The following is a 20,629-nucleotide window of genomic DNA, read 5'->3' on the forward strand; positions in this document are numbered from 1 at the left end:
TAGAATGGTGCAGGTCACGTTTCATGTCAAGACATATGGGGGCGGCGGTGGCGGAGCCCGGTCGTGCCCGGCCGCGGCTGGAGGACGTCGCCGCCGCGGTCGGGCTGTCCCCGGCCTCGGTGTCGCTGGTGCTGCGCGGCGCACCCGGCCCCAGCGCGCTGACGCGGGAACGGGTGCTGGAGGCCGCCGCCCGGCTCGGGTACCGGCCGGACCGGACCGCCAGCGCGCTCGCCCGCCGCCGCAGCCGGCTCCTCGGCGTGCTCATGGACGTGCGCAACCCCTACCACGGCGAGCTCGTCGAGGAGCTCGACGAGGTGGCCGAGCGGGCCGGCTACGACGTCCTGCTCAGCACCGTCACCCGCGGGCGCGACGAGCGGCGGGCGGTGGAGACGCTCACCGACTCGCGCTGCGAGGCCCTCGTGCTGCTCGGCCCCGAGGCGCCCGCGGAGCAGCTGGCCGCGCTGGGCCGGCAGCTCCCCGTCGTCGCCGTCGGCCGGCCGCTGCGCGCCGCGGAGGTCGACGTCGTCCGGGCGGGGGACGACGAGGGCGTGGCCGCCGCGGTCGACCATCTGGTCGGGCTGGGGCACGCCGACATCGCCTACGTCGACGGCGGCGGCGGTTCGATCGCCGAGGCCCGCCGCCGCGGCTACCGGCGGGCGATGCGCCGGCACGGCCTGGCCGCGCGGATCCGCGTCGTGCCGGGCGACCACACCGAGGAGGCGGGCTTCCGCGCCGGGCAGCTGCTGGCCGCCCTCGCCGTCCCGCCCACCGCCGTCGTCACCTTCAACGACCGCGTCGCCGTCGGCGCGCTCGACGCTCTGGCCCGCGCCGGTCTCGCCGTCCCCGGGGACGTCTCGGTCGTCGGCTACGACGACAGCCCGCCGGCGCGACTGGCGCACATCGGCCTGACGACGGTGAACCAGAACTCCCGGGAGCTCGTCGAGCGCGCGGTGGCCGCCGTGGTCGAGCGGCTGGACGGCGAGCGGACGGCGGCCCGCGAGGTGGTCCTGCCGCCCCAGCTGGTGGTCCGGACGACGACGGCGCCGCCGCCGCCGCACTAGATCTTCTCTGCGGCGGCCCGCAGGTTCTCCGCGGCCAGCGCGAGGCCGTCGAGCCGGGAGTAGCTCGCGTCCTCGTGCTCGATGTTGACCGCCATGTCCGGGTCGACCTCGGCGAGGGCGCGCAGGAACTCGGTCCACCAGTCGACGTCGTGGCCGACGCCGACGGCGACGAACCGCCAGGCCGGGTCACGCGGCCAGGCGGCGCACCAGAAGCCGATGCCGGTGGGCACCTTGTCCGGTGCGTCGGCGGGCACCCGCTCGAAGGAGGTGTCCAGCACGCCGCGGATGTCGACCCCGGGCATGATCATCGCGTCCTTGGCCGCTGCGTGGAACACCAGCGGGCCGAGGTGGCGGATGCAGGCGGCCACGTCCATGCCCTGCCACATCAGGTGCGAGGGGTCCATCTCGGCGCCCACGTTGGTCGCGCCGGTCAGCTCCACCAGCTTCGTCAGCGTGACCGGGGAGAACACGAGGTTGTGCGGGTGCATCTCGATCGCGACCCGGACACCCGCGTCGCGGGCGCGGGCGTCGATGTCGGTCCAGAACGCGGCCGCGACGTCCCACTGGTAGTCCAGGACGTCGAGGTAGACGGCGTCCCACGGGTTGACCACCCACGACGGATACCGCGCGCCGGGGTCGGAGCCGGGCGTGCCGGACATGGTGACCACGTTCCGGACGCCGAGCAGCCCGGCCAGCTCGATGCTCCGGCGCAGGTCCTCGGCGTGCTTGGGCCCGATGCCGGGCAGCGGGTTGAGCGGGTTGCCGTTGCAGTTCAGCCCCGTGAGCTCCATGCCGCGTGCGGCGAAGACCTCGAGGTACTCCGCCCGGGCCTTCGCCGAGGCGAGCAGCAGATCGACCGGACAGTGCGGGGACGGGATGAAGCCGCCGGTGTTGACCTCGACCGAGGTCAGGCCGTCGGCCTGCAGCACGTCGAGCGCGTCGTCGAGCGGGCGGTCGTGCAGGCACGCGGTGTAGGCGCCGAGCTTGAGCGCCATGAGGCCTCCTTCTCAGGGAGCGGGGACGGCGGCGCCGTCGGACTGCGCGGAGCGGACGACGGCCGCGAGGAGCTCCATCGTGTGGAGGCCGTCGGCGAAGGATGCGTTCGGCGGGAGCGGGTCCGGTGTGCCGACGATCTGGTCGAGGAAGGCGCGGCACTGGTAGACGAACAGCTCGGCGTTGCCCCCGCCGACGCCCGGCGCCTCCATCGGGTAGCCGCCTGCGAAGTAGGGCATCTGCGGCCCGACGATGACCTGCCGGCCCCCGCGCGTGCGCGCCTCGGGCTGGAGATCGTCGAACAGGTACTCCGCGGGCCGGTGCCAGTCGAACGAGGCCCGGCCGGCCAGCCCGAACACGTCGAGGCCGAGCCCGTTCGGCATGCCGAACGCGGTGCGCGACACCGAGAACGACCCGCTCAGCCCCGACCGGAAGCGGGCCGAGAAGACGGCCGTGTCCTCGTTCTCGACCTCGCCCACCTCGTCGCTCACCGGCGCCGGGCCGTGCCCGACCACGGCTGCGAGCGGCAACGGCCGCTTGGTGATCTGGGTCGACAGCTGCCCGCCGGACACCGACACGATCGGACCGCAGAGCAGCTGGGCGGCGTCGACGACGTGCGCGCCGATGTCGCCGAGCGCACCGCTGCCCGGGCCGCCCCGGTACCGCCAGCTGAGCGGGCTGCGGGGGTCGCAGGCGTAGTCGCACCAGTAGCGGCCGGTGACGAAGGAGAGCTCGCCCAGTTCACCGCGCCGCACGTGGTCGCGGATCGCGGCGATCGCGGGGGACCGGCGGTAGGTGTAGCCGACCGCCGTCACCACCGTGGCCGCCCGCTCGGCGGCCGCCATCGCCCGCGCGTCTTCGAGGGATCCGGCCAGCGGCTTCTCGCAGAGCACGTGCTTGCCGGCCGCGATCAGCGCCTCGGCGATCGGGCGGTGCAGGGCGTTGCCGACGACGATGCTGACCGCGTCGATGCCGGGATCCTCGGCGATCTCCTCCCAGCTGGTCACGGCCTTGTCGAAGCCGTAGCGCCGGGCGGCGTCGCGGGCCAGCGGCTCGTTCGCGTCGGCGATCGCGGCCAGCCGGACCGGCGGCAGACCCGCCCCGAACACGGTGCCGACCGCCCGGTAGCCCGCGGCGTGGCTGCGGCCGGCCATGCCGGCACCGACGACGGCGACGGACAGGGGCTGTGCGGACATGCCTGCTCCTCCACCTCTCCGCCGGCCGGGCCACGCCCGACCCGGCCGGCGGGCGGTCTCAGCGCTTCAGCTCGTGCGACAGCTCGGCAAGCTCCTGTCCCCCGGCCATCTCGGTGGTGAGCTCCTCCAGCGAGACCTCCGAGCGCTTCTTGTCCAGCACGCGGCGGCCGAGCTTGAGGATGATGAAGTGGTCGCCCACCAGGTAGGCGTGGTGCGGGTTGTGGGTGATGAAGACGACGCCGAGGCCGGCATCGCGGGCCGCGGCGGTGTACTTCAGCACCACCCCGGACTGCTTGACGCCGAGGGCCGCGGTCGGCTCGTCGAGGATCAGCACCCGGGCGCCGAAGTACACCGCCCGCGCGATCGCCACGCACTGCCGCTGACCGCCGGAGAGGGTGCCGATCGGCTGGTTGATGTCCTTGACGAAGATGCCCATCTTCTGCAGCTCGGCGTCCGCGATCTCGCGCATGGCCCTGATGTCCAGCGGCGCCATCGGATAGCGGCCCTTGCGGATCTCCGAGCCGAGGAAGAAGTTGCGCCACACCTCCATCAGGCCCACGACCGCCAGGTCCTGGTAGACCGTGGCGATACCGGCGTCGAGCGACTCGCGCGGCGAGGAGAAGCGCCGCTCCTGCCCGTCCACCTTGAGCGTGCCTGCGCTGTGCGGGTGCAGTCCCGAGATGATCTTGATGAGCGTGGACTTGCCGGCGCCGTTGTCGCCCAGGACGCAGGTCACCTCGCCGGCGTTGACCGTGAGGTTGACGCCCTCGAGGGCCGTGATGGCGCCGTAGGTCTTGCCGACGCCCTCCATCTCGACCAGGGGCTCGCCCTTGTGCAGGTCGGTGTCGGCGTGCTCCAGGATGGTGTCGGTCATGTCACTTCCTCTGCGCCGCGTAGTTCTTGATGTAGAGGTTCACCATGACGGCGCCGAGCAGCATGACGCCGAGGAAGGTCCGGAACCAGTTCGGGTCCCAGCCGGCGAAGACGATGCCCTGGGTGGTCATCCCGAAGATCAGCGCACCGAGGGCCGAGCCGACCGCCGAGCCGTAGCCGCCGGTCAGCAGCGCGCCACCGACGACGGCCGCGATGATGTAGATGAACTCGTTGCCGACCCCGATGCCGGCCTGGATGGTGCTGAAGTTCATCAGCAGGTTCATCCCGAGGAACCAGGCGAGGAACGAGACGCCCATGAACAGGCCGATCTTCACCTTGCGGACCGGGACGCCGACCGCCCGGGCGCTGGCCATGTTGCCGCCCGAGGCGAAGATCCAGTTGCCGACCCGGGTGCGCAGCAGCAGCCAGGTGCCGACGGCGACGAACAGCAGCCACCACAGCACGCTGATCTTCAGCACCATGAAGCCGAGGTCGATGTCGGAGGCGAACACCGCGCGCGCCGAGTCGAACCCGTCGAGCTGGCTGATGTTGGGGGACGCGACCTGGCCGGTGACCAGCTTGGTCACGCCGAGGTTGAGGCCCGACAGGATGAAGAAGGTGCTCAGCGTGACCAGGAAGCTGGGTATCCCCGTGCGGACCACCAGCCACCCGTTGACGAAGCCGATCAGGAGGGCGACGAGCAGGCTGGTGAACACGCCGACCCACACGTTGAGGCTCAGCTGGAAGCAGAGCATCCCCGCGAACAGCGCCGCGGTGGTCACCGTGACACCGGAGGACAGGTCGAACTCGCCGCCGATCATCAGCAGGGCCACGCCGACGGCGACGATGCCGATGGTCGAGCTCGCGTAGAGGTAGGTCGACGCCGCGGCCCAGCTCCGGAATGACGGCGCGACCGCGTAGAAGAACAGGAAGATGACGATCGCCGCGGCGAGCGCGCCGGTCTCGGGACGGCTGAGCACGCGCGAGAACAGCGAGCGCTGGGGCCGCGTCTGGGTAGGGACGCCGGGTGGCGCGGACGGTTGTTGTTGGGTCACCACGGACGAGCTCATGGAGGGCTCCCAGGGGCAGGGGGCGGGGGAGCCGGCCCGACGGGCCGGCTCCCCCTCGGACTAGCGGGTGTTGTTCTCGGTGTAGGGGACGATCACGTCGATGTTCGTGGAGTCGACGATGGACGGACCGGTGAGCACCGGGCCCCCACCGCCGATGTCGTTGCCGTTGGTGAGGTTCAGCCACAGCGCCGTGACGGCCATGTAGCCCTGCACGTAGGGCTGCTGGTCGACGGAGAAGGCGATGTCACCGCTCTGGATCGCCTTGGCGACGTCGGCGTTGAGGTCGAAGGTCTCGATGTTCGCCTGGCTGCCGGCGTCGGTCTTGGCCTTCTGGGCGGCCAGCGCGATGTCGGCGCCCAGCGTCACGACGTTGGTGATGCTCGGGTCCTGCTGCAGCTTCGCGCCGATCGTCTGCTGCACCGAGGGCAGATCCCGGCCGTTGACGAAGAGGTTCTCGGTGTCGGGGTTGGTCTGCGCCACACCGGCACACCGGGCCTCGAGCTGAACCTGTCCCTGCTCCTGGATGACGCAGATGGTGTGGCCGGGCGTCTCCTGGGCGATCTTCTGGCCGACCGTCTGCCCCGCCAGGGTCTCGTCCGACCCGAAGTACATCCCGATGCCGTACTTCGTGTAGTCGTCCTTACCCGCGTTGAAGGCCACGACCGGGATCCCGGCGTCCACGGCTGCCTTCGCGGCCGGCCCGATGGCGTCGGGGGTGGGCAGCGTGGTGGCCAGACCGTCGACCTTGCTGTCGATCGCGTTCTGGATCAGCGTCGCCTGCTTGCCGGCGTCCGGGTCGTTGGAGTAGTTCAGCGTGACGCCGAGCTGCTTGGCGGCCGCCTCGGCCCCGTTGCGGATCTTGTCCCAGAAGGTGTCACCGGGGGCCTCGTGGGTGACCATCGCGATGGTGAAGTCCTGCTGGGTCGTGGCCGACTCGTTCTGCGCACCCCCCTGACTGCTGCACGCCGCGACCGCCAGCATCACCACGCCCCCGGCGGCCATGACCTGCAGTGGTTTCCCGACTCTTCTCATCGAGCGTTCCTCTCTTCGTGCGACCCACCGGCGAGGTGGCCGCGGGGTGGTGAAGGTGAGGGTTCGGGGGTGGACGGGCGACGACCCGAGCCGCGACGCGCGAGCGGCTCCCGGAATGGTCCAGCCGAGGCTCCGCGATGGGAAGCGGTCCGCCCCCGCGCGGCCGTGATCGGGCCGTAGCGGTGGACCGGCGCCGTCCGCCGGTCGTCACCGACGACGACGGCAGCGCCTCGAAGCGTCATCCCCGCACCCGCCGGGCGACGGCGACGAGCGGGTGGCACCCCTCTGCGGGGCGGGCATCTCCGTGCCGCTCCATCGTCGTCCTCCCGGTGGTTCCGGTGGGCGGGCAGGGCCACCGGAGCGACCCTGCCTAGTTTGTATGGACAAACTGACATGGAATGTGACACGTGGCACAGGAGGCGTCAAGGGTCTCCGGGTCACGGCACGGTGACGCCCGCCCACGAGCCCGTGGCCCGGGAGGTGGTCATCGCGTCCAGCACCAGCGCGCAGCGGAGGGCGTCGTGGACGTCGGCGCCGTAGGGCACGTCCTCGGCGATCGAGCGGAGGAACGAGTACGCCTCGATCACCTTGAGGTCGTCGTAGCTCATCGCCAGGCCGGCGCCGGGTTGGAAGGCGCCGAACTCGCCCGCCCCGGGACCCACCTGCACGGTGCTGATCGGCTGATCCTGGACCAGGTCGCCCCGGCTGACTCCGAGTTCGCCCATGCGGCGGAAGTCCCAGAACAGCGCGCCGGTGGTCCCGTGCACCTCGAACCCGTAGCCGTTCTGCTCGCCGACCGCGACCCGGCTGGCCTCCAGGACGACGCGGGCGCCGGAGGCCAGGCGGAGCAGGCCGGCGACGTAGTCGTCGTTCTCCACCGGCCCGCGCGGCCCGCCCGCGGCCCGGGCGTGGCCGGCGGTCGGCCCGGTGGGACGGGGCCGGTCGGGGATGAAGACGGCGGCGTCCGCGACCACCGAGGTGATCTCGCCGAGCAGGTGGCGCACCAGGTCGACGCCGTGGGAGGCCAGGTCGCCCAGCACGCCGCTGCCACCGTGCGCGCGGTCGTAGCGCCAGGTCAGGGCGCCGTCCGGATGGGCGGCGTAGTCGCTGAAGAGCCGGAAGCGGGCGTGGGTGACCCGGCCGATCGCGCCGTCGGCGACGAGCGTCCGGGCGAGGGCGACCGCCGGGGCGTGCCGGTAGTTGAACCCCACCGCGCTGCGCACGCCGGCGGCCGTGACGGCGTCGGCGACGGCCCGGGCGTCGTCCGCGGTGAGACCGACCGGCTTCTCGATCCAGAGGTGCTTGCCGGCCGCCGCCATCGCGACGCCGATCTCGCGATGCACGAAGTTGGGCGCCGCGACGCTGACCGCGGCCACCCGGGGGTCGTCGGCGACCGCACGCCAGTCGCGGGTCGGGACGGCGAAGCCGAACAGCCCGGCCGCCTCCTCGGCCCGGCCCGGCACCTCGTCGGCGACCGCGACCAGCTCCGGGACCAGCGGCAGCTCCGGGAAGTGGTGGCGCACCCGGAGGAACGCCTGGGTGTGCACCCGGCCCATCCAGCCGAAGCCGACGACGGCCACGCCGATCGGCCGCCGGTTCATCGCCGCGCTGCTCGGGTCATGCTCGCCATCCCCTCGGCCGGCGGCGAGAGTAGCGAGGGATCAGGCCGGACGAGGAGGGTTCATGGCACGCAGACCGGGTTCCCGCCTGCAGGAGGAGCTGCTGCGGCTGCTGCGGCCGCACAACCCCCGGCTGGGTCAGCAGCTGAGCGAACAGGTCCGGCCGGACCTGGCCGAGATCGCGCGGAGCCACGCGGGCCGCCCGCCGGCGGAGATCGTCGCCGCGCTGGAGGGGGCCGTCCGCGCCCGCGGCGGGACGCCGGACCGGGCCGCGCTCGAGGAGTTCGCCGAGCAGATCGCGGCCGGCGAGAACCCCTTCGACTGAGCCGGGGTCAGGAGGCGCGGACGAGGCGCGCGGCGGCCTGCCGGCCGAGGATGGCCGAGACCTCACCGCCACCCGGCTGGGCCGCCTCGGCGATCAGCTGCAGGTCGTTGCGATCGGCGTCGGAGGCGTAGTCGGCCAGCTGCTGGACGAGGAAGCGACGGGAGTCCGCCTCGAGGCGGCGGAGGGGCGATGCGTGCGCGAACAGCGGGCGGTGGAACATGACAACTCCGGTCTGTGTACGTCAGCGGGAAGCAGATCGCCTCCACCGGTAGAGCACCCCCATCGGTGGCATTGTTCGCCGTCCGGCTGTGAGTCTCCACACCGCGCGACGGCAATTCGTGCCACCCACCCGGTCGCCCGGTCCCGGCTCTCCGCGCGCTCTACGCTCGGGTCGTGGACGTTCTCGGCTCCGGCCATGAGCAGGTCGTCTTCTGCGCCGATCCGGAGTCCGGGCTGCGCGCGGTGATCGCGATCTACTCGACGGCGCTCGGCCCTGCCCTCGGGGGCACGCGGTTCTACCCGTACCCCAGCGAGGAGGCGGCGGTGGCCGACGTCCTCGCGCTGTCGAAGGCCATGGCCTACAAGAACAGCCTGGCCGGGCTGGACCTCGGCGGCGGCAAGGCCGTCATCCTCGGTGACCCGCGCACCGACAAGACCGAGGCGCTGCTGCGGGCCTACGGCCGGTTCGTCGAGTCGCTCGGCGGCCGCTACCTCACCGCCTGCGACGTCGGCACCTACAACGCCGACCTCGACGTCGTCGCCCGCGAGACGCGGTACGCGCACGGCCGCTCGGAGGCCTACGGCGGCTGCGGGGACTCCTCGGTGCTCACCGCCTACGGCGTCTTCCAGGGCATGCGGGCGGCGGCCCAGCACGTGTGGGGGGCGCCGTCGCTGGCCGGCCGGACCGTCGCGGTCGCCGGTGTCGGCAAGGTCGGCGCGCACCTGACCGGCCACCTGATCGAGGACGGCGCCGACGTGCTGGTCACCGACGTCGACCCGACCGCCGTGGAGCGGGTGCAGGCGCGCTTCCCGCAGGTCAAGTCGGTGCCCGACACCGCGACGCTGGTGCGCACCGCGCACGACGTCTACGCCCCCTGCGCGCTCGGCTGGGCGCTGGACGCCGAGACCGTCGACGTGCTGCCCGCCCGCATCGTCTGCGGCGGAGCCAACAACCAGCTGGCGACGCCGGAGATCGCCGACCGGCTGGTCGAGCGCGGCATCCTCTACGGCCCCGACTACCTGGTCAACGCCGGCGGGGTGATCCAGGTCGAGGACGAGCGGCATGGGTTCTCCTTCGCCCGCGCCCAGTCCAAGGCGAGCGGCATCTTCGACGTCGCGCTGCGCGTGTTCCGGGCCGCCGACGAGCAGGGCGTCTCCCCCGCCGTCGCCGCGGACCGCCTCGCCGAGGAGCGGATGCGCTCCGTCGGCCGTCTGGCGACCATCCGCCTGCCCCGCGCCTGAGGGCACCCCGCTCGGCCGACTGCACCGTTCCAGAACCCCCGAGTTGGGGGGACCTTGGTCCCACAGCTAGGGCTGCTCTCACGGGCTGTCATGGCGCAGGCTTGCTCCGGTAACCATCCGCCGCCCGTGCGCGACGGCGGGTGACTGGGGGAGGGCACGCTGTGATCAGGATCCTGCTCGTGGACGACCACGACTTCGTCCGCGACGCCCTGGGCGACCTGTTCGCGCAGACGCCGGACATCCGCGTGGTCGGCGAGTGCGCGGACGGCAGCGAGGCCCTGCCCACGCTCCTGCGCACCGATCCGGACGTCGTCCTCATGGACGCGGCCATGCCCGGGATGACCGGGCTGGAGGCGACGCGGACGCTGCTGGCCGTGCGGCCGGCGACCCGGGTGGTGATGCACACGGCGACGGTCACGGTCGCGAGCGTGTGCGGCGCCCGCGAGGTCGGCGCCTCCGGCTACGTGGTCAAGGGAGGGGATCCCGGGGAGCTGCCCTCGGTGGTCAGGGCCATCGCCGGCGGCAGCTCGTTCTGGTGCACCGCGGCCGCCGCCCGCCTGCCCGCGTGCCGTCGCGTCCGGGAGCGGAGCCCCGTGCTTGCGCCGTCCGCGTGACCTCCGTCGCCTCTTCCGCCCCGGGAGGGGGAGGACCCGTGCTCACGCTCGATACGTGTCGTAAGCTCGGTCCAGACACAGTCACTCAGTCGGGGTCGCCACGCGGGCCGTTCCAGCCGCTGGCTGGGCTCCCGTACTCCGTAACGAGGGGGTCGAGCCGATGGGGCGCGGCCGAGCGAAGGCCAAGCAGACACGCGTGGCCCGTGAGCTCAAGTACAGCTCACCGAACACCGATCTCTCCGCTCTGCAGCGAGAGCTCGCTGGTCAGCCGTCGACGTACCCGGCCCACCGGGCGTCGACCGATGACGACGACGAGGACGAGTACAGCGACCGCTGGGCCTCCGAGGACGACGCGGACGACGACTGGGCCGCCAGCCGCTGACCGCGGCGACGGCCCGTCGGCCCCCTGCAGGGTCCCGCCGCGAGCGTGCGAGCGGTGGGGGCAGGGGGTCCTTTCCTCACCACGACACCGCGCGCCCTCCGGGGTGTGCGGTGTCGTCGTGCGCGCGCCTCAGCGGTAGGCGCCGACCAGGTGGGTGCCCTCGGGACGGCGCTCGACGCTGCCCGCCACCCACGCGGGAACGCCCCGGCCCGTCAGCAGCGCGACGGCGCGATCGGCCGCGTCCGCTGACACGACGGCGACCATGCCGATGCCGCAGTTGAAGGCCCGCTCGGACTCCGCACGCGGCACGCCGTGCTCCTCGAGCAGCCGCACGGCCCCCGGCAGCGCCCAGGTTCCGCGGTCGAGCACCGCGGCCAGCCCCTCCGGGACGACGCGGGCGGTGTTGCCGGCCAGCCCGCCGCCGGTGATGTGCGCGTACGCGTGCACGCCCTCGACGCCGAGCTCCTCGACCAGCGCCAGGCAGTCGCGGGCGTAGATCCGGGTCGGCTCGAGCAGCACCTCCCCCAGCGGGCGGTCCAGGCCGTGGGTCGAGGAGAGGTCCAGGCCCGCGGTGGCGACCACCCGGCGCACCAGCGAGTAGCCGTTGGAGTGGAAGCCCGACGAGGCCATGGCCACGACGGCGTCCCCCTCGCGCACCCGCTCGGGGCCGAGGACGCCGTCCGCCTCGACGACGCCCACCGCCGTCGCCGCCAGGTCGTACTCGTCGGCCTCCATCAGATCGCCGTGCTCGGCGGTCTCCCCGCCGACCAGCGCGGCGCCGGCCTGCGTGCAGCCCTCGGCGATGCCGGTGACGATCGCCGCGATCTTCTCGGGCACCACCCGCCCGCAGGCGACGTAGTCCTGCAGGAACAGCGGCTCGGCGCCGCAGGCGACGAGGTCGTCGACGACCATCGCGACCAGGTCGATCCCGACGGTGTCGTGCCGGTCCAGCTGCCGGGCCAGCGCGATCTTCGTGCCCACCCCGTCGGTGGACGACGCCAGCAGCGGACGGCGGTACTTCTCCGTGTCCAGCGCGAACAGGCCGGCGAAGCCCCCGAGCCCGCCGACGACCTCGGGCCGGTTGGTCTTCTCGACCGCGGCGCGCATCAGCGTCACCGCGCGCTCGCCGGCGTCGATGTCGACGCCGGACGCGGCGTAGGTGAACTGCTCGCTCACGGGCGCGTCAGCGCGTCCTCGGCGCCACCGGGGACGACCGGGCTGCCGGCCTGCCGGCCGGTCCAGCCGGTGACGGCGGCCCGCTTCTCGATGCCCTCGAGCACGTGCTTGCCGAGCACGTCGGACTCGCCCAGCGGGATCGGGTACGAGCCGGTGAAGCAGGCGGTGCACAGCCGGTTGACCGGCTGCTCGGTGGCCGCGATCAGGCCCTGCTCGGAGACGTAGCCGAGCGAGTCGGCGTTGATCGAGGCGCGCACGCCCTCGACGTCCAGCCCGTTGGCGATCAGCTCGGCGCGGCTGGCGAAGTCGATGCCGTAGAAGCACGGCCACTTCACCGGCGGCGAGGAGATGCGCACGTGCACCTCGACCGCGCCGGCTTCGCGCAGCATCCGGATCAGCGCCCGCTGGGTGTTGCCGCGGACGATCGAGTCGTCGACGACGACCAGCCGCTTGCCGCGGATGACGTCGCGCAGCGGGTTGAGCTTGAGCCGGATGCCCAGCTGCCGGATGGTCTGGCTCGGCTGGATGAAGGTGCGCCCGACGTAGGAGTTCTTGACCAGGCCCAGCCCGTAGGGGATGCCGCTCGCCTCGGCGTAGCCGACCGCGGCCGGCGTCCCGGACTCCGGCACCGGGATGACCAGGTCGGCGTCGGCGGGGTGCTCCTTGGCCAGCCGGCGGCCGATCTCGACGCGGGCGGCGTGCACGCCCCGGCCGCCGATGGTGGTGTCCGGCCGCGCCAGGTAGACGTACTCGAAGATGCAGCCCTTGGGCTCGGCGACGGCGAAGTGCTGGCTGCGCAGCCCGTTCTCGTCGATCGCGAGCAGCTCGCCGGGCTCGACCTCGCGGACGAACGAGGCGCCGACGATGTCCAGCGCCGCGGTCTCGCTGGCCACCACCCAGCCGCGCTCGAGCCGGCCGAGCACCAGCGGCCGCACGCCCTGCGGGTCGCGGGCGGCGTAGAGGGTGTCCTCGTCCATGAAGGTCAGGCTGAAGGCGCCGCGCAGGGTGGGCAGCACCTGCATCGCCGCCTCCTCGACCGAGAGGTCGGGGTGCGCGGCGATCAGCGAGGTCACCAGGTCGGAGTCGGTGCTCGCGGTGAACGCGCCAGGCACGCCGGCGTCGGCGGCCTTGCTCGCCAGCTCGGCGGTGTTGACCAGGTTGCCGTTGTGGCACAGCGCGAGGCCGGTGCCGGCCTCCGTCGTCCGGAAGGTCGGCTGGGCGTTCTCCCAGGTGGAGGCGCCGGTCGTGGAGTACCGCGTGTGGCCGACGGCCAGGTGCCCGCGCAGGCTGCCGAGCGTCGGCTCGTCGAAGACCTGGCTGACCAGCCCGAGGTCCTTGTAGACGACGACCGAGGAGCCGTCGGAGACCGCGATGCCCGCCGCCTCCTGACCGCGGTGCTGGAGGGCGTACAGGCCGAAGTAGGTCAGCTTGGCGACCTCCTCCCCCGGCGCCCAGACACCGAAGACGCCACAGGCGTCCTGAGGTCCGGGGGACGAGGGGTCGAGGTCGTGCGTCAGCCGTCCGTCACCGCGTGGCACGTCTCTACGGTACCGGCGGCACCGACGGTTCTTGCGCCCCCTGAGGTGACCGTGCCCACTGTGCCGCGGGGGTTCGCGCGGCACACTGGGGAACGCGGGCCGTCCCCCGGCTCGTTGCTGGACACGAGCCGAGAGGAGTTCGCATGGCGACCAACCGGCCCGACCCGGGTGACTTCCTCGAGCTGGCGCAGCGGATGCTGCGCGAGCTGTTCTCCGAGCAGCGCAGCGACTCGGAGCCGTGGGCGGCGGCGACGCGCCGGCCGCTCGAGTCCTCCGAGCGGGAGCGCTACCGGCAGCCCAGTCCCGAGGAGCAGCGCGAGAACCTCACGTTCGCGCTCGCGACGCGCGCCGTCGAGGCGCTCGAGGACCTCGCGCTCAACGTCGCCGCGATCCGCCAGCGCCTCGAGCGCACGGGGACGGCGCCGCGGCCCGAGAGCGAGCAGCGCCGTCCCGACGGATCGGGCGCGACGGAGACCTGAGCCCGGACGGCGGCTCCCTCAGCCGACGGTGCGCAGTTCGGCGGCGATCGTCGTGTCGTCGCCGTGCCCGGTGTGGACGACGGTGTCGCCGGGCAGCGTCAGCAGCTTCGAGCGGATCGAGGCCAGGATCGTCGGCTCGTCGCTGAAGCTGCGCCCGGTCGCGCCCGGCCCGCCGCAGAAGAGCGTGTCGCCGGTGAAGACCGTGCCGAGGTCGGGTGCGTGCAGGCAGGTGCTGCCCGGCGAGTGACCGGGGGTGTGCAGCGCGCTCAGCGTCGTCCCGGCGATGCGGAACGCCGTCCCCTCGCCGAGCGCCTCGTCCGGCTCGACGCCCTCGTGGGTCATCTCCCACAGCATGCGGTCGGCGGGATGGAACCAGATCGGCGCGCCGGTGGCCTCGCGCAGCGCCGGCGCCGCGGTGATGTGGTCGTTGTGCCCGTGGGTCAGCACGATCGCGGTCACCCGGCGGCCGCCGATCGCCTCGACGATCGGCGCCGCGTCGTGCGGGGCGTCGATCACGAGGACCTCGTCGTCGTCCCCGACCAGCCACACGTTGTTGTCGACGTCGAAGTCCTGCCCGTCGAGGCTGAAGACCCCGCTGACGACGGCCTTCTCGATCCGGGCCATCAGAAGACGACCACCGAGCGCAGCACCTCGCCGCGGTGCATCTTCTCGAAGGCGGATTCGACGTCCTTGAGCGCGATCGTCTCGGAGACGAACTCGTCGAGCGGGAAGCGGCCCTGCAGGTACAGGTCGATCAGCATCGGGAAATCGCGGCTGGGCAGGCAGTCGCCGTACCAGGAGGACTTGATCGCGCCGCCCCGGCCGAAGATCTCGATCGCCGGCAGCTCGATCGTCATGTCCGGGGTGGGCACGCCGACCATCACCACCCGGCCGGCCAGGTCGCGGGCGTAGAAGGCCTGCTCGAAGACCTTGGGGTGGCCGACCGCGTCGATGGCGACATCGACGCCGAACCCGCCGGTCGCCGCCTTGACCGCCTCGACCGCGTCGGTGTCCTTCGAGTTCACCGTGTGCGTGGCGCCCAGCTTCCTGGCCCACTCCAGCTTCCGGTCGTCGATGTCGACGGCGACGATCGTCGTCGCCCCGGCGAGCCGTGCGCCGGCGATCGCCGCGTCACCGACGCCGCCGCAGCCGAAGACCGCCACGCTCTCCCCGCGCTGGACCGCGCCGGTGTTCATGGCCGCGCCGACGCCGGCCATCACGCCGCAGCCGAGCAGGCCCGCGGCCGTGGGCGGGGCCTTCGGGTCGACCTTCGTGCACTGGCCCGAGTGCACCAGGGTCTTCTCGGCGAACGCGCCGATGCCCAGCGCCGGGGACAGCTCCGTGCCGTCGAGCAGGGTCATCTTCTGGGCGGCGTTGTGGGTGTTGAAGCAGTAGTGCAGGTCGCCCTTGAGGCAGGCGCGGCACTGCCCGCACACGGCCCGCCAGTTGAGGATCACGTAGTCGCCGACGGCCACGTTCGTGACGCCCTCGCCGACGGCGGAGACGACGCCGGCGGCCTCGTGGCCGAGCAGGAACGGGAAGTCGTCGTTGATCCCGCCCTCGCGGTAGTGCAGGTCGGTGTGGCACACCCCGCACGCCTGGACGTCGACGACCGCCTCCCCCGGCCCGGGGTCGGGCACCACGATCGTCTCGATGCTGACCGGCTGACCCTTCGCGCGGGCGACGACGCCCCTCACCTCGTGCGGCATGCCCAGAGCCTAGGAACGACCCGGCGGCGTGAGGTCACGGGGGCGTCTCGCTCGACAGGCAATCGTGTGCAGCCGGACGTACCGTTTGTTCGTTTTTCAAGGAAACCCCAGGCCGGGCGCCGGTGCCCGGTCCCGACCCATCGGAGGTCGCCCCATGGCAGTACCCGGTTTCCTCGCCCGTGAGCGGATCGTCGCCAGGCCCGGTTTCAACCGCTGGCTGATCCCACCCGCCGCCCTCGCCGTCCACCTGTGCATCGGGCAGGCGTACGCGACCAGCGTGTACAAGACCGCCCTGGTCAACCACTTCGACTCGAGCCTCACCGCGATCGGCATCATCTTCTCGATCGCGATCGTCATGCTGGGCCTGTCCGCGGCGGTCTTCGGCACCTGGGTCGACCGCAACGGCCCCCGGGCGGCCATGTTCGTCGCGGCCGTGTGCTGGTCGGTCGGCTTCCTGGTCGGCTCCCTCGGCATCGCCACCGAGCAGCTGTGGCTGCTGTACCTCGGCTACGGCGTCATCGGCGGCATCGGCCTGGGCATCGGTTACATCTCGCCGGTCTCCACGCTGATCAAGTGGTTCCCGGACCGCCCCGGCCTGGCCACCGGCATGGCGATCATGGGCTTCGGCGGCGGCGCGCTGATCGCCTCGCCGCTGTCCCGCCAGCTCATGGCCCTGTACGACCCGACCTACGACGCCGCGGACCCGACGTCGGTGCCCAACGGCACGTCCGTCTCGCTGCTGTTCCTCACCCTGGGCCTGGTCTACCTGGTCTTCATGCTGTTCGGGGCCCTGATCGTGCGGGTCCCGGCCGACGACTGGCGGCCGGCCGGCTTCGACCCCTCGAGGGTCAAGCAGAAGGCCCTGGTGACGACGGAGAACGTGTCGGCGCGCAACTCCACGAAGACACTGCAGTTCTGGCTGCTGTGGACGGTGCTCTTCTGCAACGTGACCGCGGGCATCGGCATCCTCGAGCAGGCCGCGCCGATGATCCAGGACTTCTTCCGCCGCGGGGACACCTCGCTGGTGGCCGCCAGCGCGGCCGCGGGCTTCGTCGGCGTCCTCTCCCTGTTCAACATGGGCGGGCGGTTCGTGTGGTCGACGACGTCGGACTACATCGGCCGCAAGAACATCTACATGGTGTACCTCGGCGTCGGCATGATCCTGTACCTGATCCTGGCCACCGTCGGGTCGTCGGCGACCTGGATCTTCGTGCTCACCGCCGCGCTGATCATCAGCTTCTACGGCGGCGGGTTCTCCACGGTCCCGGCGTACCTGCGCGACCTGTTCGGCACCTACCAGGTCGGGGCCATCCACGGCCGGCTGCTCACCGCGTGGTCGGCGGCCGGTGTGGCCGGACCGCTGATCGTCAACGGCATCCTCGACACCCGGGGCACCCCGGGTGAGCTGGTCGCCGCGGACTACCGGCCGGCGCTGTTCATCATGATCGGCCTGCTCGCGGTCGGGTTCGTCGCCAACCTGCTGATCCGGCCGGTGGCCGACAAGTGGCACGAGCCCAAGGAAGCGGTCGAGCAGTTCACCCACGCCCAGCACATCCAGGAACGGAGCGCTGCCCGATGACCACGACACCGGCCGCCGACAGCCGTCCGGCCACATATCCCCCGATCGCGTTCGTCGTGTTCGCGTGGGTTCTGGTGGGCATCCCGCTGCTCTACGGCCTCATCCGCACCATCCAGGCAGCGTCCGCGCTCTTCACCGGCTGAGCCTGCGCGCTTTGTCGCGATGAAGCGCGGGTGCTTCATCGCGACAAAGGGCGCAGCGGGAGGTGCGCGGAGAGGTCGGCGCGGTTGCCGCTGGCGCTGATCGCGCCGTCGGCGACCGCGTCGGCCCAGGTCGTCGTCCCGGTGGCCAGCCGCAGCCAGGTGGCGGCGTCGGTCTCGACCACGTTGGGCGGCGTCCCGCGGGTGTGCCGGGGCCCGGGCACCAGCTGGACGGCGACGTGCGGCGGCACCCGCAGTTCCACCGAGCGGCCGGGCACCTGCTGGGCCAGCCAGCGGGCGCTGGTCTTCACCGCGGCACCGACGACGGCGCGCGGCGGCTGCTCGCCGTCCCCGGCCAGCCAGGCGCGGACCGGCTCGACGGCGGCGGCCAGCTCCTCGGCGGGGATCGGTGCCGACGCCGGCATCAGCTCGTCGGGACGGTCCCCGCCGGGACGCTGCCCACTGTGGCCTCGGGCGTGCCGAACAGCGCCGGGAGGGTCGCCGTCCACGCCGCCCGGAGCTCGGCGAGCGGCAACTCGGCGACGCCGTCGACGACGAGGGCGTCCCCGCCGGTGGTCCCCAGCTCGGTCACGCGCACGCCGGCCCAGTCCGCCGTCGTCTTGACGCCGCCCGGGTCGGTCGTGGTGACGACGACGCGGCCGGTGGACTCGCTGAACAGCGCGGTGAACGCGTCGCTGCCCAGGCTCAGCCGGGCGCCCACGCCGTAGCGCAGCGCCGACTCGGCCAGCGCCTGCGCCAGCCCGCCGTCGGCGAGGTCGTGGGCCGAGCCGATCTGCCCCTCGCGGGCCAGCGCGCCGAGCAGCTCGGCCAGCTTCCGCTCCGCCTCGAGGTCCAGCGCCGGCGTGCGGCCGCCGAGGTGGCCGTGGACGACCGACGCCCAGGCCGACCCACCGAACTCGGGCCTCGTCTCGCCGAGCAGCAGCACGGTCTCGCCCTCGGTCCGCCAGCCGCTCGGGATGCGCGTCCGGACGTCGTCGTGCACGCCCAGCACACCGATCACCGGCGTCGGGTTGATCGCGACGTCCCCGGTCTGGTTGTAGAGGCTGACGTTGCCGCCGGTGACCGGCAGGCCGAGCTCGCGGCAGGCGTCGGCGAGCCCGCGGACGGCCTCGGCGAACTGCCACATCACCTCCGGCTCCTCGGGGGAGCCGAAGTTCAGGCAGTTGGTGACGGCGAGCGGGCGGGCGCCGCTCACGGCCACGTTGCGGTAGGCCTCGGCCAGGTTCAGCTGCGCGCCGGCGTAGGGGTCGAGCCGGGCGAAGCGGGCGTTGCCGTCGAGCGCCAGCGCGATGCCGCGGTGGGTCTCCTCGTCGATGCGCACGACCCCGGCGTCCTCGGGCTGGGCGAGCACGGTGTTGCCGCGGACGTAGCGGTCGTACTGCTCGGTGACCCAGGTCTTGTCCGCGCCGTCCGGGCTGGCCACGACGGCCAGCCAGTGCGCCTGCAGCTCCTCCGGCGTCGTCGGCCGGGACAGCTTCGCCGGGTCGTCGGCCCGGAGGGCGTCGAGGTCGGCCGGTCGGGCCATCGGCCGGTCGTAGACCGGGCCCTCGTGCGCCACCGTCCGCGGCGGGACGTCGACGATCCGCTCGCCGTGCCAGTCGACGACGAGCCGGTCGCCGTCGGTGACCTCACCGATGACGGTGGCCAGCACGTCCCACTTGCGGCAGACGGCGAGGAACTGCTCGACCTTGCCCGGCTCGACGATCGCGCACATGCGCTCCTGCGACTCGCTCATCAGGATCTCGGCCGGCGTGAGCGTGGAGTCGCGCAGCGGGACCGTGTCGAGGTCGATGTGCATGCCGCCGGTGCCGGCGCTGGCCAGCTCCGACGTCGCGCAGGACAGCCCGGCGCCGCCGAGGTCCTGGATCCCCGTGACCAGGTCGGCCGCGAAGATCTCCAGGCACGCCTCGATGAGCAGCTTCTCGGTGAACGGGTCGCCGACCTGCACGCTCGGGCGCTTGGCCGGGCCCTCGGCGTCGAACGTCTCCGACGCGAGCACGCTGACGCCGCCGATGCCGTCACCGCCGGTGCGCGCGCCGAACAGGATCACCTTGTTGCCGATGCCCTCGGCCTTGGCCAGCCGGACGTCCTCGTGCTTCATCACGCCGACGCACAGCGCGTTGACCAGCGGGTTGCCGGCGTAGCAGTCGTCGAAGAGCAGCTCCCCGCCGATGTTGGGCAGGCCGAGGCAGTTGCCGTAGCCGCCGACGCCGGCCACGACACCGGGCAGCACGCGGGCGGTGTCGGGCGCGTCGGCCCGGCCGAAGCGCAGCGAGTCCATGACCGCGATCGGTCGGGCGCCCATGGTGAGGATGTCGCGGACGATGCCGCCGACCCCGGTGGCCGCGCCCTGGTAGGGCTCCACGTAGCTCGGGTGGTTGTGCGACTCGACCTTGAAGGTGACCGCGTAGCCGTCGCCGACGTCGACCACGCCGGCGTTCTCGCCGATGCCGACCAGCAGCGACTCGCTCGCCGGCAGGTCACCGAAGCGGCGCAGGTGCACCTTCGACGACTTGTAGGAGCAGTGCTCGCTCCACATCACGCTGTACATGGCCAGCTCGGCGGTGGTCGGCCGGCGGCCGAGGATGTCGCGGATGCGCCGGTACTCGTCGTCCTTGAGACCGAGCTCGGCCCAGGGCTGCTCGTCGTCCGGCGTCTTCCCGGCGTACTCGACGGTGTCGATGCTCACGCGTTCACGACCGCCTTGAGGACCGAGGTGAAGAAGCCGAGCCCGTCGACCGACGGGCCGGTGAGGTCCTCGACCGCGTGCTCGGGGTGCGGCATGAGCCCCACGACGCGGCCGTTCTCGCTGGCCACGCCGGCGATGTCGCGGGAGCTGCCGTTCGGGTTGCCGTCGACGTAGCGGAAGACGACCCGGTTCTCCGCCTCGAGCCGGTCGAGGTCCTTGTCGGCCGCCACGTAGCGGCCCTCGCCGTTCTTGACCGGGATGACGATCCGCTGGCCCGGCTCGTAATCGGCGGTCCACGCGGTGTCGGCGCGCTCGACGCGCAGCACCTGGTCGCGGTTGCGGAAGTGCAGGTGGCTGTTGCGGGTCAGCGCGCCGGGCAGCAGGCCGGACTCGCAGAGCACCTGGAAGCCGTTGCAGATGCCGAGCACCGGGAGGCCGCCCTTGGCCGCGGCGACGACGTCGGCCATGAGCGGCGACCGGGCGGCGATCGCGCCGGCCCGCAGGTAGTCGCCGTAGGAGAAGCCGCCGGGGAGGACGACGGCGTCGACGTCCTTGAGGTCGTGGTCGGCGTGCCAGAGCGCGACCGGCTCACCGCCGGCCAGGCGCACCGCGCGCGCGGCGTCGACGTCGTCCAGGGAGCCCGGGAAGGTGATGATCCCGATGCGCACGAGC

General features: G+C 72.6%; 22 protein-coding genes. 8 read left to right on the forward strand and 14 right to left on the reverse strand.

Annotated features, from left to right (window positions below; genetic code table 11):
• Positions 1-47: 47 nt before the first annotated feature.
• Positions 48-1,061: a LacI family DNA-binding transcriptional regulator gene (locus AB3388_RS25650; RefSeq protein WP_495408147.1), complete on the forward strand. Its 1,014-nt coding sequence runs from the start codon at positions 48-50 to the stop codon at positions 1,059-1,061.
• On the opposite strand, the gene AB3388_RS25655 is transcribed toward AB3388_RS25650, so the two are convergent.
• From AB3388_RS25655 to AB3388_RS25680, 6 genes are all read right to left on the reverse strand, one after another.
• Complete coding sequence (locus AB3388_RS25655; RefSeq protein WP_495408148.1) at positions 1,058-2,056, reverse strand: sugar phosphate isomerase/epimerase family protein; 999 nt, start codon at positions 2,054-2,056, stop codon at positions 1,058-1,060. The genes AB3388_RS25650 and AB3388_RS25655 overlap by 4 nt on opposite strands.
• Before the next feature lie 12 nt (positions 2,057-2,068).
• Positions 2,069-3,250, reverse strand: a complete 1,182-nt coding sequence (locus AB3388_RS25660; RefSeq protein WP_495408149.1) for a Gfo/Idh/MocA family protein — start codon at positions 3,248-3,250, stop codon at positions 2,069-2,071.
• Between the two features lie 58 nt (positions 3,251-3,308).
• On the reverse strand, positions 3,309-4,124 hold the full coding sequence (locus tag AB3388_RS25665) for an ATP-binding cassette domain-containing protein (RefSeq protein WP_495408150.1): 816 nt from the start codon (positions 4,122-4,124) through the stop codon (positions 3,309-3,311).
• A 1-nt stretch (position 4,125) separates the two neighbouring features.
• Positions 4,126-5,193 carry an ABC transporter permease gene (locus AB3388_RS25670; RefSeq protein ID WP_495408151.1) on the reverse strand — a complete coding sequence of 356 codons (1,068 nt, stop codon included), beginning with the start codon at positions 5,191-5,193 and terminating at the stop codon, positions 4,126-4,128.
• 60 nt (positions 5,194-5,253) lie between these two features.
• Positions 5,254-6,195, reverse strand: coding sequence for a substrate-binding domain-containing protein (locus tag AB3388_RS25675; protein ID WP_495408152.1), 942 nt, complete (start codon positions 6,193-6,195; stop codon positions 5,254-5,256).
• Positions 6,196-6,662: 467 nt separating this feature from the next.
• On the reverse strand, positions 6,663-7,826 hold the full coding sequence (locus AB3388_RS25680; RefSeq protein ID WP_495408153.1) for a Gfo/Idh/MocA family protein: 1,164 nt from the start codon (positions 7,824-7,826) through the stop codon (positions 6,663-6,665).
• Positions 7,827-7,908: 82 nt separating this feature from the next.
• Between AB3388_RS25680 and AB3388_RS25685 the strand changes: the two genes are divergently transcribed.
• Positions 7,909-8,169 carry a hypothetical protein gene (locus tag AB3388_RS25685; protein ID WP_495408154.1) on the forward strand — a complete coding sequence of 87 codons (261 nt, stop codon included), beginning with the start codon at positions 7,909-7,911 and terminating at the stop codon, positions 8,167-8,169.
• A gap of 7 nt (positions 8,170-8,176) precedes the next feature.
• On the opposite strand, the gene AB3388_RS25690 is transcribed toward AB3388_RS25685, so the two are convergent.
• The gene (locus AB3388_RS25690; protein WP_495408155.1) at positions 8,177-8,389 is read right to left on the reverse strand and encodes a hypothetical protein; all 213 of its coding nucleotides are present in this window, start codon (positions 8,387-8,389) and stop codon (positions 8,177-8,179) included.
• A gap of 173 nt (positions 8,390-8,562) precedes the next feature.
• Here AB3388_RS25690 and AB3388_RS25695 point away from each other — a divergent pair, with 173 nt between their 5' ends.
• The 3 genes from AB3388_RS25695 (at position 8,563) to AB3388_RS25705 (ending at position 10,626) form a co-directional block, all read left to right on the forward strand.
• Positions 8,563-9,630: a Glu/Leu/Phe/Val family dehydrogenase gene (locus AB3388_RS25695; protein WP_495408156.1), complete on the forward strand. Its 1,068-nt coding sequence runs from the start codon at positions 8,563-8,565 to the stop codon at positions 9,628-9,630.
• A 161-nt stretch (positions 9,631-9,791) separates the two neighbouring features.
• Positions 9,792-10,244 carry a response regulator gene (locus AB3388_RS25700; protein ID WP_495408157.1) on the forward strand — a complete coding sequence of 151 codons (453 nt, stop codon included), beginning with the start codon at positions 9,792-9,794 and terminating at the stop codon, positions 10,242-10,244.
• Positions 10,245-10,404: 160 nt separating this feature from the next.
• Positions 10,405-10,626: a DUF3073 domain-containing protein gene (locus AB3388_RS25705; protein ID WP_495408158.1), complete on the forward strand. Its 222-nt coding sequence runs from the start codon at positions 10,405-10,407 to the stop codon at positions 10,624-10,626.
• Positions 10,627-10,755: 129 nt separating this feature from the next.
• Here AB3388_RS25705 and purM read toward each other — a convergent pair whose 3' ends face one another.
• On the reverse strand, positions 10,756-11,802 hold the full coding sequence (gene purM, locus AB3388_RS25710; RefSeq protein WP_495408159.1) for a phosphoribosylformylglycinamidine cyclo-ligase: 1,047 nt from the start codon (positions 11,800-11,802) through the stop codon (positions 10,756-10,758).
• On the reverse strand, positions 11,799-13,340 hold the full coding sequence (gene purF / locus AB3388_RS25715) for an amidophosphoribosyltransferase (RefSeq protein ID WP_495408160.1): 1,542 nt from the start codon (positions 13,338-13,340) through the stop codon (positions 11,799-11,801). Before purF ends, purM begins: the two co-directional genes overlap by 4 nt.
• A gap of 143 nt (positions 13,341-13,483) precedes the next feature.
• Here purF and AB3388_RS25720 point away from each other — a divergent pair, with 143 nt between their 5' ends.
• The gene (locus AB3388_RS25720; protein WP_495408161.1) at positions 13,484-13,819 is read left to right on the forward strand and encodes a hypothetical protein; all 336 of its coding nucleotides are present in this window, start codon (positions 13,484-13,486) and stop codon (positions 13,817-13,819) included.
• Between the two features lie 18 nt (positions 13,820-13,837).
• Here AB3388_RS25720 and AB3388_RS25725 read toward each other — a convergent pair whose 3' ends face one another.
• Together AB3388_RS25725 and AB3388_RS25730 are read right to left on the reverse strand one after the other, a co-directional pair.
• Positions 13,838-14,443: an MBL fold metallo-hydrolase gene (locus tag AB3388_RS25725; protein ID WP_495408162.1), complete on the reverse strand. Its 606-nt coding sequence runs from the start codon at positions 14,441-14,443 to the stop codon at positions 13,838-13,840.
• Entirely contained in the window at positions 14,443-15,528 is a 1,086-nt protein-coding gene (locus AB3388_RS25730; RefSeq protein WP_495408163.1) for an S-(hydroxymethyl)mycothiol dehydrogenase, read from the reverse strand. Before AB3388_RS25730 ends, AB3388_RS25725 begins: the two co-directional genes overlap by 1 nt.
• A gap of 154 nt (positions 15,529-15,682) precedes the next feature.
• Between AB3388_RS25730 and AB3388_RS25735 the strand changes: the two genes are divergently transcribed.
• Positions 15,683-17,107 (forward strand): OFA family MFS transporter, encoded by a 1,425-nt coding sequence (locus AB3388_RS25735; protein WP_495408164.1) that lies wholly within the window; start codon positions 15,683-15,685, stop codon positions 17,105-17,107.
• Positions 17,104-17,250, forward strand: coding sequence for an MFS transporter small subunit (locus AB3388_RS25740; RefSeq protein ID WP_495408165.1), 147 nt, complete (start codon positions 17,104-17,106; stop codon positions 17,248-17,250). Before AB3388_RS25735 ends, AB3388_RS25740 begins: the two co-directional genes overlap by 4 nt.
• Before the next feature lie 35 nt (positions 17,251-17,285).
• Here AB3388_RS25740 and AB3388_RS25745 read toward each other — a convergent pair whose 3' ends face one another.
• From AB3388_RS25745 to purQ, 3 genes are read right to left on the reverse strand one after another with little or no spacing between them, the layout of a single operon-like run.
• Positions 17,286-17,672 (reverse strand): sterol carrier family protein, encoded by a 387-nt coding sequence (locus AB3388_RS25745; RefSeq protein ID WP_495408166.1) that lies wholly within the window; start codon positions 17,670-17,672, stop codon positions 17,286-17,288.
• Positions 17,672-19,957: a phosphoribosylformylglycinamidine synthase subunit PurL gene (gene purL / locus AB3388_RS25750; protein ID WP_495408167.1), complete on the reverse strand. Its 2,286-nt coding sequence runs from the start codon at positions 19,955-19,957 to the stop codon at positions 17,672-17,674. The genes AB3388_RS25745 and purL overlap by 1 nt, the downstream gene beginning before the upstream one ends.
• Complete coding sequence (gene purQ, locus AB3388_RS25755; RefSeq protein ID WP_495408168.1) at positions 19,954-20,625, reverse strand: phosphoribosylformylglycinamidine synthase subunit PurQ; 672 nt, start codon at positions 20,623-20,625, stop codon at positions 19,954-19,956. The genes purL and purQ overlap by 4 nt, the downstream gene beginning before the upstream one ends.
• Between the last annotated feature and the right edge of the window lie 4 nt (positions 20,626-20,629).

This window comes from Geodermatophilus sp. SMS 5-13 (assembly GCF_059428245.1).

Excerpts from the sequence above, each read along its gene's own strand:
- AB3388_RS25660 (WP_495408149.1), bottom strand. The coding sequence starts at position 3,250 with ATGTCCGCACAGCCCCTGTCCGTCGCCGTCGTCGGTGCCGGCATGGCC.
- AB3388_RS25705 (WP_495408158.1), top strand. The coding sequence starts at position 10,405 with ATGGGGCGCGGCCGAGCGAAGGCCAAGCAGACACGCGTGGCCCGTGAG.
- AB3388_RS25730 (WP_495408163.1), bottom strand. The coding sequence starts at position 15,528 with ATGCCGCACGAGGTGAGGGGCGTCGTCGCCCGCGCGAAGGGTCAGCCG.
- AB3388_RS25745 (WP_495408166.1), bottom strand. The coding sequence starts at position 17,672 with ATGCCGGCGTCGGCACCGATCCCCGCCGAGGAGCTGGCCGCCGCCGTC.
- AB3388_RS25740 (WP_495408165.1), top strand. The coding sequence starts at position 17,104 with ATGACCACGACACCGGCCGCCGACAGCCGTCCGGCCACATATCCCCCG.
- AB3388_RS25655 (WP_495408148.1), bottom strand. The coding sequence starts at position 2,056 with ATGGCGCTCAAGCTCGGCGCCTACACCGCGTGCCTGCACGACCGCCCG.
- AB3388_RS25720 (WP_495408161.1), top strand. The coding sequence starts at position 13,484 with ATGGCGACCAACCGGCCCGACCCGGGTGACTTCCTCGAGCTGGCGCAG.
- AB3388_RS25675 (WP_495408152.1), bottom strand. The coding sequence starts at position 6,195 with ATGGCCGCCGGGGGCGTGGTGATGCTGGCGGTCGCGGCGTGCAGCAGT.
- AB3388_RS25685 (WP_495408154.1), top strand. The coding sequence starts at position 7,909 with ATGGCACGCAGACCGGGTTCCCGCCTGCAGGAGGAGCTGCTGCGGCTG.
- AB3388_RS25680 (WP_495408153.1), bottom strand. The coding sequence starts at position 7,826 with ATGAACCGGCGGCCGATCGGCGTGGCCGTCGTCGGCTTCGGCTGGATG.
- AB3388_RS25725 (WP_495408162.1), bottom strand. The coding sequence starts at position 14,443 with ATGGCCCGGATCGAGAAGGCCGTCGTCAGCGGGGTCTTCAGCCTCGAC.
- AB3388_RS25670 (WP_495408151.1), bottom strand. The coding sequence starts at position 5,193 with ATGAGCTCGTCCGTGGTGACCCAACAACAACCGTCCGCGCCACCCGGC.
- AB3388_RS25665 (WP_495408150.1), bottom strand. The coding sequence starts at position 4,124 with ATGACCGACACCATCCTGGAGCACGCCGACACCGACCTGCACAAGGGC.
- AB3388_RS25735 (WP_495408164.1), top strand. The coding sequence starts at position 15,683 with ATGGCAGTACCCGGTTTCCTCGCCCGTGAGCGGATCGTCGCCAGGCCC.
- AB3388_RS25690 (WP_495408155.1), bottom strand. The coding sequence starts at position 8,389 with ATGTTCCACCGCCCGCTGTTCGCGCACGCATCGCCCCTCCGCCGCCTC.